Raw genomic sequence first — 11,156 nt, forward strand, 5'->3', positions numbered from 1 at the left:
CTCGGCGTTGGGGTCGTCGGCGCCCTCGACGTAGGCCTTCATGAAGCCGTGGAAGGTGATGATCTTGCCGGAGGCGGAGAACTCCACGTCCTGCCCGGTGGCGGCCCGGCCGCCGACCTTGACCGTCACCGACTGGCCGACCGCGTCCTTCATCTGGGAGGCGACGGTGCGCATCCAGATCAGCTCGTACAGGCGGAACTGGTCGCCGGTCAGGCCCGTCTCGGCCGGGGTGCGGAAACGATCACCCGAGGGGCGGATCGCCTCGTGCGCCTCCTGGGCGTTCTTGACCTTGCCCGCGTAGACGCGGGGCTTGTCCGGCAGGTAGTCGGCGCCGTAGAGCTGGGTGACCTGGGCGCGGGCGGCGCTGATCGCGGTCGCCGACAGCGTGGTGGAGTCCGTACGCATGTAGGTGATGAAGCCGTTCTCGTACAGCTTCTGGGCCACCTGCATGGTCGCCTTCGCGCCGAAGCCGAGCTTGCGCGAGGCCTCCTGCTGGAGGGTCGTCGTACGGAACGGGGCGTACGGCGAGCGGCGGTACGGCTTGGACTCGACCGAGCGGACCGCGAACCGCGTCTGGTCCAGGGCCGCGGCCAGGGCGCGGGCGTTCGCCTCGTCGAGGTGAAGGGTGTTCGCGCTCTTCAGTTGTCCCACGGAGTCGAAGTCGCGGCCCTGCGCGACCCGCCTGCCGTCGACGGTCTGGAGGCGGGCGACCAGCGACGACGGGTCCGAGGAGTCCCCCGCGCGGCCGGTCGCGAAGGTGCCCGTCAGGTCCCAGTACTCGGCAGAACGAAACGCGATGCGCTCGCGTTCCCGCTCCACCACGAGCCGGGTCGCGACCGACTGGACACGGCCGGCCGACAGGCGCGGCATGACCTTCTTCCACAGGACCGGCGAGACCTCGTAGCCGTAGAGGCGGTCGAGGATGCGGCGGGTCTCCTGGGCGTCGACCATCCGCTTGTTCAGCTCGCGCGGGTTGCGCACGGCGTCCTGGATCGCGTCCTTGGTGATCTCGTGGAAGACCATCCGGTGGACCGGGACCTTGGGCTTCAGGACCTCGAGGAGGTGCCACGCGATGGCCTCGCCCTCGCGGTCCTCATCGGTGGCGAGGAAGAGCTCGTCGGACTCGGCGAGCTGCTCCTTGAGCTTCCTGACCTGCGCCTTCTTGTCGGCGTTGACGACATAGATGGGCTGGAAGTCGTGCTCGACGTCGACGCCGAGCCGGCGCACCTCGCCGGTGTACTTCTCCGGCACCTCCGCGGCGCCGTTGGGGAGGTCGCGGATGTGCCCGACGCTCGCCTCGACGACGTAACCGGGGCCGAGGTAGCCCTTGATCGTCTTCGCCTTGGCAGGCGACTCGACGATGACGAGTCGGCGGCCGCCCTGTGCGGTCTCGCTGGTCGGGGACAACTTCGCTCTTCTCTCCGGTCGACGCTCGGTGAACGTACGGCGCAGGGTGCGTGGCGCCTGCGTGGCCGCGGCGTGGCACCTGCTGTCGCTGCGGAGTGTGACGGTACAACCCGCCCCCGTGTCAAACGGCAAAAGCCCGCAACGGCCACTCGAACGGTAACCCGACTCCGGGCATTCCTGCCGCCCGGACCCTGCGTGACATCGAGCGGATCTTGTTCGGACCCCCGGTCGGGGGTGTGCGCCGAGTTCGTCAGACGCGGCCGAAGCACCACACCCCGAGAGCGAGGAAGATCACGCCGGAGGCGGTGGCGAAGGCCGCCGCGGCGACGGGGCTCACCCCGTGGGCGACCGGCGCGCGGTGCAGCAGGCGTGCCCCCGTCCAGACCAGCAGCGCCGCTCCGAACAGCGCGAACGCCGCTCCGGCGAAGATCGCAGGCCCGCTCTCCATGCCCGTACCCCGTTCCCGTGTCCCGTTGCCCGGAGCCCGAGGCTGGCACCTCCGGGCGACGTGGGCGCGAAATCCGGGTGAACGACGCGGGCCGTCCCGGACGAGTTCACGAATATGGCCGGTACTGAGCGCAACCTTCCGAGCTCAGGGCGCGACGGGCGAGGGCGCGGGATGGCCGTCGGCCGAAGTCACGGGGCGGCCGTCGAAGTCACGGGGCGGCCGTCGAGGTCACGGGCCGACCGTCGAGGTCACGGGCCGACCGTTGTGCCGACCGGCTCCAGGAAGCCCTCGTCCACCAGCAGCCGGATCGCCTGCGGCGTGCGGTCCCGCAGCATCACCGGGTCCTCGCCGGTCAACTGCCCGATCGCGTCGAGGATCCGGCCCGCGCTGAGCGTGCCGTCGCACACCCCCGCGAACCCAGCCCCGACGTGGTCGACCCTGGTCGCCCGCCGCATCCCGCGGTTCTGCCGCAGCACCACGTGCTCGGGGTCCTCGGCCCCGGGCAGCCCGACCTGCTCCTGCACGACCTCCGGCACGAGGCGGAAGGCGTCGGCCAGCAGCGCCGCGTCGTCGTGCGTGCGCAGGTAGTCCTGGCGGGCGAAGTGGGCGCGCACGACGTCCCCGAGCGGCTGCTCCACCGGGTGCGGCCACTCCTCGATCACGATCGACGGCTCGACCTCGCCGGACTCGACCGCCGCCGATCTGCGCAGCGTGATCCAGCCGAAGCCGACCGCCTTGGCGCCGCGCGCCTCGAACTCGTCGAGCCAGCCCTCGTACCGCCGGTCGTACGCCTCCGGGTCCTCACGGTGGTCGCCGCTGTCCCGCAGCCACAGTTCGGCGTACTGAGTGATGTCCTGCACCTCGCGCTGCACGATCCACGCGTCGCAGCCGCGCGGCACCCAGGAGCGCAGCCGGTCCTGCCACTGCTCGCCCTCGACGTGCTGCCAGTTGGCGAGGAACTGCGCGAACCCGCCGTCGTTGAGCCGCGCCCCGGACTGCTGCACGAGCGTGCGGCACAGGTCGTCGCCGCCCATTCCGCCGTCCCGGTAGGTCAGCCGGGCGCCGGGGGAGATGACGAACGGGGGGTTGGACACGATCAGGTCGAAGGTGTCGCCGTCGACCGGCTCGAAGAGCGAGCCTTCGAGCAGCGTCGCCTCGTGCACGCCGGAGAGCGCGAGAGTCAGCCGGGTGAAGCCCAGGGCACGGGGGTTGAGGTCCGTGGCGGTCAGCTGCGTCGCGTGCTGGGCGGCGTGCAGGGCCTGGATACCGGAGCCGGCGCCGACGTCGAGCGCGGAGGCCACCGGCGTGCGAACGGTGATGCCGGCGAGCGTGGTGGAAGCGCCGCCGACGCCGAGCACGACGCCCTCCTCCTTCTTGCCGATGCCGCCCGCCCCGCCGACGGCGCAGCCGAGGTCGGAGACGATGAACCAGTCCTGGCCCTCGGGACCGCCGTACGGCCGCACGTCGACGGCCGCGGCGACCTCCTCGCCCGGGGCGCCGGGGGCGCGCACCAGCCAGCCGTCGGCCAGCGCGTCCTCCAGCGGGAGCGCGGCGGCGGCCCGTTCGGCGGGGACGGAGCGCTGGAGCAGGAAGAGCCGGACGAGGGTCTCCAGCGGGCTGCCGCCACGGGTGGCGCGCAGCGCGGGCACGGTCTCGCTGCGGGCCAGGGCGGCGTAGGCGGGGGCGCCGAGCAGGTCGAGCAGACCGTCGGCGGTGAAGTCGGCGGCGAGCAGCGCGTCGCGAAGGCGACCGGCTCGTGCGGGCGTCGGAAGGCCGGGGGTCTGGCTCGTCGTACTCACCACCCCATTGTGACCGCCACCACCGACAATCCCGCCACGCGGGGCGGGGCACGGCGGGGGTGCGCGGGGCGGGTACGGCGAGGGGCACGCGGGGCGGTACGGCGAGGGCGCGCGGGACGGGTACGCGAGGGGCGCGCGGGACCGGAACGGCGAGGGCGCGCGGGATGGGTGCGCGAGGGCCGACGGGACCGGAACGGCGAGGGCCCGCCGGGCGGATACGGCTGAGGCACGCCGGGCCGGGACGGCTGAGGCACGCCGGGCCGGGACGGCTGGGGCCCGGGAACCTTTCGGTCCCGGGCCCCGGCGTGCCTGGCGCGGCTCTGCCTACGACTTCGTCGAGGCGGAGGTCTTCGGCTTCGCCGAGGCGGCCGGCGACGCCGGCGTGCCCGGCTTCGCGCTCGCGGAGCCCGACGGCTTCACGACGGGCGAGGGCGTCACCTTCTGGCAGCCCGACTGCTTGGCCATCGCCCCGCCCAGCTCGCCCGACTGCAGCTTCGCCAGCGCGTCCTGGTCCATCTTCTCGATCTTCTTCAGGCCGTCCGCGACGCCCTGCAGTCCGTCCGCGAACTTCTGCTGGTTGTTCGGGTCGAGCGCGTCGACCTGCTTCTTCAGGTTCTCGTACGCGACAGCGGTGGCGTTGAGCTCCTTCACCGCGTCCTGCTGGAGCTTCTCGCCATTGTCGACCGGCGGCGTACCGGCGCCCTGGACGGCCTTGGCCAGCGCGCGGTCGGCGTCGGCGATGTCCTGGAAGGCCTTCGAGTCGGCGGCCTGGATGTCGGCGGGCTTGCCGTCCGCGGCCGTCGAGATGATGACCTGCTGGGCGTTGGCCCTCTTCTGCAGCTGGGGCTTCGCCTGGTCGCAGACCGTCTTGGCCCAGGCGTTCACCTTCGCGTCGTCCTCGCCGTCGTCGCTGCAGCCCGACAGCGCCAGCATCAGTACCGCACCGCCGGACAGTGCGGCCGCAAGCTTCTTGTTCACCGGATCGGTCCCTTCCAAGGCTCTCGGCCCCGGAACATACACGCCGATCGGGCGACATCCACCTTTCGTGCGACCGTTCCGTTCCCCATTGCAGCCATTTGCACCAGACACAGGTGGGCGGACGACACGTCAGAACGTGTCGCCCGCCCACTGTTTGACCAGGTGTTACGACACCACCGCGGGATCCGGCGCGGCCGCCGAGCGCTCGGCGGTGTTGTCCTCGTCACCCATCGCCACGGTGCGTCGCTTGGAGACGTACACCGCGCCGGCGATGACGACGATCGCGAACACGGCGACCACCGCCCGCAGCCCGGGGCTGGCGTCGTTGCCGTAGCTGAACTGCACCACGGCGGGTGCGATCAGCAGCGCGACCAGGTTCATCACCTTCAGCAGCGGGTTGATGGCCGGGCCCGCGGTGTCCTTGAACGGGTCGCCGACCGTGTCGCCGATGACGGTCGCGGCGTGCGCCTCGCTGCCCTTGCCGCCGTGGTGCCCGTCCTCGACCAGCTTCTTCGCGTTGTCCCACGCGCCACCGGAGTTGGCGAGGAAGACGGCCATCAGCGTGCCGGTGCCGATGGCGCCCGCGAGATACGAGCCGAGCGCGCCGACGCCGAGGCTGAAGCCGACCGCGATCGGCGCCATCACGGCGAGCAGGCCGGGCGTGGCGAGCTCGCGCAGCGCGTCCTTGGTGCAGATGTCGACGACGCGCCCGTACTCCGGCTGCTCGCTGTAGTCCATGATCCCGGGGTGCTCGCGGAACTGACGGCGCACCTCGAAGACCACCGCGCCGGCGGACCGCGACACCGCGTTGATCGCCAGACCGGAGAAGAGGAACACCACCGCCGCGCCGAGGATCAGGCCCACCAGGTTGTTGGGCTGGGAGATGTCCATCGACAGGTTCATACCGGAGGCCTTCGCGCCGACGTCGCCGACCGCCGTGGCGATGGCGTCCCGGTACGAGCCGAAGAGCGCCGCCGCCGCCAGTACGGCCGTGGCGATGGCGATGCCCTTGGTGATGGCCTTGGTGGTGTTGCCCACGGCGTCGAGGTCGGTGAGGACCTGCGCGCCGGCGCCCTGGACGTCGCCGGACATCTCTGCGATGCCCTGGGCGTTGTCGGAGACCGGGCCGAAGGTGTCCATGGCGACGATGACGCCGACCGTGGTGAGCAGGCCGGTGCCGGCCAGCGCGACCGCGAAGAGCGCCAGAATGATCGACGCCCCGCCGAGCAGGAACGCGCCGTACACGGCGAGCCCGATCAGCAGCGCGGTGTAGACCGCGGACTCCAGGCCGATGGAGATGCCGGCGAGGATGACGGTGGCCGGGCCGGTGAGCGAGGACTTGCCGATGTCCCGGACGGGACGCCGGGTGGTCTCGGTGAAGTAGCCGGTGAGCTGCTGGATCAGCGCGGCCAGCACGATGCCGATGGCGACGGCCACCAGCGCGAGGATCCGCGGGTCGCCGGCGTGCGTGAGGACGCTCGCCTCGGTGACGCCCTTGAGGTCCGCGTACGAGGACGGCAGGTAGGCGAAGACGGCCACGGCGACCAGCGCGAGCGAGATCACCGCGGAGATGAAGAAGCCGCGGTTGATCGCGGTCATGCCGCTGCGGTCGGCGCGCCGCGGGGCGACCGCGAAGATGCCGATCATCGCGGTGACCACGCCGATCGCCGGGACGATCAGCGGGAACGCGAGCCCGAGATCGCCGAAGGCGGCCTTGCCGAGGATGAGCGCCGCGACCAGCGTCACGGCGTACGACTCGAACAGGTCGGCGGCCATGCCGGCGCAGTCGCCGACGTTGTCGCCCACGTTGTCGGCGATGGTGGCGGCGTTGCGCGGGTCGTCCTCCGGGATGCCCTGCTCGACCTTGCCGACGAGGTCGGCGCCGACGTCCGCGGCCTTGGTGAAGATGCCGCCGCCGACACGCATGAACATGGCGATCAGCGCCGCGCCCAGGCCGAAGCCCTCCAGGACCTTGGGCGCGTCGGCCGCGTAGACGAGGACGACGCACGAGGCGCCGAGCAGGCCCAGGCCGACCGTGAACATGCCGACGACGCCGCCGGTGCGGAAAGCGATCTTCATCGCCTTGTGGGCGACGGACGTCAGATCCTTTTCCGGTTCGCCCTCCGCCGGAGTCGCCTCGCGCGCGGCCGCGGCCACGCGCACATTCGCCCGTACGGCGAGTCGCATGCCGATGTATCCGGTGGCCGCCGAGAAAAGCGCACCCACCAGGAAGAACAGTGAACGGCCTGCGCGCTGCGACCAGTTGTCCGCCGGCAACAGCATCAACAGGAAGAACACGACGACGGCGAAGATCCCGAGTGTGCGCAACTGCCGTGCCAGATAGGCATTCGCGCCTTCCTGCACGGCGCCCGCGATCTTCTTCATCGCTTCGGTGCCCTCGCCGGCGGCCAGCACCTGGCGCACCAGGACCTGGGCGACGAACAGGGCCGCCAGCGCGACGACCGCGATGACGATCACGATGGTTCGGTTCTCGTCGGTGAGTACCGCGGCAGCGAGAGAGTTGTGGTGGTCGAGCAGTTGTGGATTGAAGAGCCCCGCCATTCGTCCTCCTTGACGTTCAGAGCCCAAGATGTGGACGGATTGTAGGGAGCGGAACACGATCAAAACAGGGTGCCGTAAAACCCAGGGACCCCTACCTGCGCTTCCCCATCAAAAGTAGTAATGGGGCTGGCGCATTGACGCTTGATCGACGATCAGCAGAAATGAAAAGAGGCCCTGCTCGGCAGGGCCTCTTTTTCTTGCGTTCCGCTTGCGTTCCGCTGCTTGCGGAGCGGAGTGGATCAATCGGAGCGGGGTACGTCGCTCAGAACTCGGGGCTCGGGGCTCGGGGCGAGCCACCTCGGGGCCTCAGGGCAGTGCGATCGCCGGGTTCGTCGGCCAGCTCATCCGAATGACCCCGCCCTGTTCGCCCGCGCGCACCTCGACGTCGTCGACGAGCCCGCTGATGACGGCGAGACCCATCGAGTCCTTGCCGTCGGCGTCGTCGAACTCCTCGGCCGGGGCGGAGCCGCGGGCCCCGGGCACCCCCGCCGCGTCGGCGGCGGCGACACCCGCGCCCGGCACCTCGTCGCCGACCTCGATGGAGAACGACTTCTCCTCCTCGGTCAGCACGACGCGGATCGGAGCGGTCACCCCGTTGCTGCGGTGCAGCCCCACGGCGCGCGAGCACGCCTCGCCGACGGCGAGCCTGACCTCGTCGAGGACCGCCTCGTCGACCCCGGCCCGGCGCGCCACCGCGGCCGCCACCAGACGGGCGGTGCGGACGTGCTCGGGCTGGGCGCTGAAGCGGAGTTCAACGGTGGCCATGCGGTCCCCCTCGGACGTAAGGGCGGGCGACGCGGAGGACCGGGCCACCGGCCCGGTGCCTCCTACGCGGTTCTGTGCGGTCTTCCGGCGGGCGCCGGCCGCCGTCAGTCGGTGGCGTTGACGGCCTCGTCGACCGACGTGTGGATGGGGAACACCTTGGTCAGACCGGTGATTCGGAAGATCTTGAGAATGCGCTCCTGGTTGCAGACGAGGCGCAGCGAGCCTTCGTGGGCACGCACACGCTTGAGGCCGCCCACGAGCACGCCGAGGCCGGTCGAGTCGAGGAAGTCCACGCCCTCCATGTCGACAACCAGGTGGTAGCTGCCGTCGTTCACCAACTCGACCAACTGCTCGCGCAGCTTGGGCGCGGTATACACATCAATCTCGCCGCCGACCTCGACGACCGTACGGTCGCCGTTGGGTCCAGGCACGGTTCGAGTCGACAGGGACAGGTCCACGGATCCTCCAGCACCTTGCTATCGAGCGGTCGCCCCTCGGGGCTCCCCGGCGGAGCCAGGGGACAGATCGCCAGCCGCGATGGCATTCAATCACTTACCAGCAGCCATGCACGACGCCTTGGGAGCATTGTCCGTCACGCCAGTGACACACTCGGTGCCGATGGCCAAGAATCACCGCCCCAGTCGGCCCCCGGAGAGCGGGGGCAGCCGCCCCTCTCCCCGCGTGGTCCTCGACCGGCTCACCGCGACGGAGAGCCGGGCCGCGCGCATCACTCATACGGAGCACTTGCCCCCAAGACCGGGTCGTCATGCAGTCTGGCCGCACCGCATCCGGCCGGAAGTGATCCGGGCCGTCCAGGACGCCGGGATCGAGCACCCCTGGGCCCACCAGGCAGAGGCCGCCGAGCACGCCCTCGACGGCGAGTCCGTGGTGATCGCGACCGGCACCGCCTCGGGCAAGTCCCTGGCTTATCTCGCCCCCGTCCTGTCCACCCTGCTGGACGGCTCCGAGGCCGCGAACGGCCGCGGGACCACCGCGCTCTACCTCGCCCCCACCAAGGCCCTGGCCGCCGACCAGCGCCGCTCCGTGCGCGAGCTGGCGGCCCCGCTCGGCAATCGGATCCGGCCCGCCGTCTACGACGGCGACACCCCGGTCGAGGAGCGCGAATGGGTCCGGCAGTACGCGAACTACGTGCTCACCAACCCCGACATGCTGCACCGCGGCATCCTGCCCGCCCACCCCAGGTGGTCCTCCTTCCTGCGCTCGCTGCGCTATGTCGTGATCGACGAGTGCCACACCTACCGGGGCGTCTTCGGCTCGCACGTCGCCCAGGTGCTGCGCCGGCTGCGCCGCGTCTGCGCCAAGTACGGAGCCGACCCGGTCTTCCTGCTCGCCTCCGCCACGGCCGCCGAGCCGGCCGTGGCCGCCGAGCGGCTGACCGGGCTGCCGGTGTCGGAGGTCGCCGACGACGCCTCGCCGCGCGGCGAGCTGGTCTTCGCGCTGTGGGAACCGCCGCTCACCGAGCTGCACGGCGAGCAGGGCGCCCCGGTCCGCCGCACCGCCACCGCCGAGACCGCCGACCTCCTCACCGACCTGACCGTGCAGGGCGTCCGCACGGTCGCCTTCGTCCGCTCCCGGCGGGGCGCGGAGCTGATCTCCGTCATCGCCCAGGAGCGGCTGGCCGAGGTCGACCGCTCCCTGGCCCGCCGCGTCGCCGCCTACCGGGGCGGCTACCTCCCGGAGGAGCGCCGCGCCCTGGAGCAGGCGCTGCACTCCGGCGAGCTCCTGGGCCTGGCCGCGACCACCGCCCTGGAACTGGGCATCGACGTCTCGGGCCTGGACGCCGTGCTCATCGCCGGCTATCCGGGCACCCGTGCCTCCCTGTGGCAGCAGGCCGGCCGGGCGGGCCGCTCCGGCGAGGGCGCCCTCGCCATCCTGGTCGCCCGCGACGACCCGCTGGACACCTTCCTCGTCCACCACCCCGAGGCCCTGTTCCAGCAGCCGGTCGAGTCGACCGTCCTGGACCCCGACAACCCCTACGTCCTCGCCCCCCATCTGTGCGCCGCGGCCGCGGAGCTACCGCTGACCGAGGCCGACCTGACCCTGTTCGGCCCGGCCGCGCCCGGGCTGCTGCCCCAGCTGGAGGCCGCCGGCCTGCTGCGGCGACGCTCCACCGGCTGGTACTGGACCCGGCGCGAGCGGGCCGCCGACCTCACCGACATCCGGGGCGGTGGCGGCAGCCCCGTGCAGATCGTCGAGGCCGGCACCGGCCGGCTGCTCGGCACCGTCGACGAGGCCGCCTCGCACGCCGCCGTCCACGACGGCGCCGTCCACCTCCACCAGGGCCGTACGTACCTGGTGAAGCACCTGGACCTGAAGGATTCCGTGGCCCTGGTCGAGCAGGCCGACCCGCCCTATTCGACGGTCGCCCGCGACACCACCTCCATCTCCGTCCTCGAGACCGACATCGAGATCCCCTGGGGGGCCGGCCGCCTCTGCTACGGCTCCGTCGAGGTCACCAACCAGGTCGTCTCCTTCCTGCGCCGCCGCCTGATGACCGGCGAGGTGCTCGGCGAGACCAAGCTCGACCTGCCGCCCCGCACCCTGCGCACCCGGGCCGTGTGGTGGACGGTCACCGAGGACCAACTGGACGCCGCCCGGATCACCCCGGAGATCCTCGGCGGTGCCCTGCACGCCGCCGAGCACGCGTCCATCGGCATGCTGCCGCTGTTCGCCACCTGCGACCGCTGGGACATCGGCGGGGTCTCCGTCCCGCTCCACCCGGACACCCTGCTGCCGACGGTCTTCGTGTACGACGGCCATCCGGGCGGCGCGGGCTTCGCCGAGCGGGCCTTCCACACCGCCCGCGCATGGCTGGCCGCCACCCGCGAGGCCATCGCCTCCTGCGAGTGCGAGGCCGGCTGCCCCTCCTGCATCCAGTCCCCCAAGTGCGGCAACGGCAACGATCCGCTGCACAAGCGGGGCGCGGTCCGCCTCCTCACGGAACTCCTGCGGGAAGCCCCGGAACCGCCGCCGCCGTCGGAGGCCCCGCCCGGGACCTGACCTGCGGCGCGTACGGCCCGAAGCGGGCCCGCGCGATCACGTCCGCGATGTCGCCGAGCACCGAGCACCGCACGACCTCGGCGTCCTGCCCCTCGGCCACCCGGGCGGCCGCGGCGCAGGCGGCCTCCTCGCCCCACAGCGCCCGGTCCGCGGCGGCCAGCGCGGCCATGTCGGCG

Annotated in this window: 8 protein-coding genes and 1 pseudogene; 1 reads left to right on the forward strand and 8 read right to left on the reverse strand. The window is 71.9% G+C overall.

What is annotated here, in order from left to right; genetic code table 11:
• The 7 genes from topA to bldG all read right to left on the reverse strand — a co-directional run.
• Positions 1–1,407: type I DNA topoisomerase (gene topA, locus VIU94_RS38645; protein WP_331919271.1), on the reverse strand; the 1,407-nt coding region annotated here is incomplete at its 3' end.
• A 250-nt stretch (positions 1,408–1,657) separates the two neighbouring features.
• Positions 1,658–1,855 (reverse strand): hypothetical protein, encoded by a 198-nt coding sequence (locus VIU94_RS38650; RefSeq protein ID WP_331919273.1) that lies wholly within the window; start codon positions 1,853–1,855, stop codon positions 1,658–1,660.
• A 248-nt stretch (positions 1,856–2,103) separates the two neighbouring features.
• A complete protein-coding gene (locus VIU94_RS38655) occupies positions 2,104–3,654 on the reverse strand; it encodes a DUF7059 domain-containing protein (protein ID WP_331919275.1) in 1,551 nt (516 codons plus the stop codon).
• A 324-nt stretch (positions 3,655–3,978) separates the two neighbouring features.
• Positions 3,979–4,632 (reverse strand): small secreted protein, encoded by a 654-nt coding sequence (locus tag VIU94_RS38660; RefSeq protein ID WP_331919277.1) that lies wholly within the window; start codon positions 4,630–4,632, stop codon positions 3,979–3,981.
• A gap of 165 nt (positions 4,633–4,797) precedes the next feature.
• A complete protein-coding gene (locus tag VIU94_RS38665) occupies positions 4,798–7,194 on the reverse strand; it encodes a sodium-translocating pyrophosphatase (RefSeq protein WP_331919279.1) in 2,397 nt (798 codons plus the stop codon).
• Positions 7,195–7,500: 306 nt separating this feature from the next.
• Positions 7,501–7,959 carry an ATP-binding protein gene (locus tag VIU94_RS38670; protein WP_331919281.1) on the reverse strand — a complete coding sequence of 153 codons (459 nt, stop codon included), beginning with the start codon at positions 7,957–7,959 and terminating at the stop codon, positions 7,501–7,503.
• A gap of 104 nt (positions 7,960–8,063) precedes the next feature.
• On the reverse strand, positions 8,064–8,417 hold the full coding sequence (gene bldG, locus VIU94_RS38675; RefSeq protein ID WP_331919283.1) for an anti-sigma factor antagonist BldG: 354 nt from the start codon (positions 8,415–8,417) through the stop codon (positions 8,064–8,066).
• 79 nt (positions 8,418–8,496) lie between these two features.
• On the opposite strand from bldG, the gene sftH reads away from it, so the two are divergent.
• Complete coding sequence (sftH, locus tag VIU94_RS38680) at positions 8,497–10,980, forward strand: DNA 3'-5' helicase SftH (protein ID WP_331919285.1); 2,484 nt, start codon at positions 8,497–8,499, stop codon at positions 10,978–10,980.
• On the opposite strand, the pseudogene VIU94_RS38685 reads toward sftH, so the two are convergent.
• Positions 10,916–11,156, reverse strand: a pseudogene (locus VIU94_RS38685) (Rv3654c family TadE-like protein); the annotation flags it as partial. The gene sftH and the pseudogene VIU94_RS38685 sit on opposite strands and share 65 nt — an antisense overlap.

The sequence above is a fragment of the Streptomyces sp. genome, from assembly GCF_036566765.1.
Taxonomy (GTDB): Bacteria; Actinomycetota; Actinomycetes; order Streptomycetales; family Streptomycetaceae; genus Streptomyces.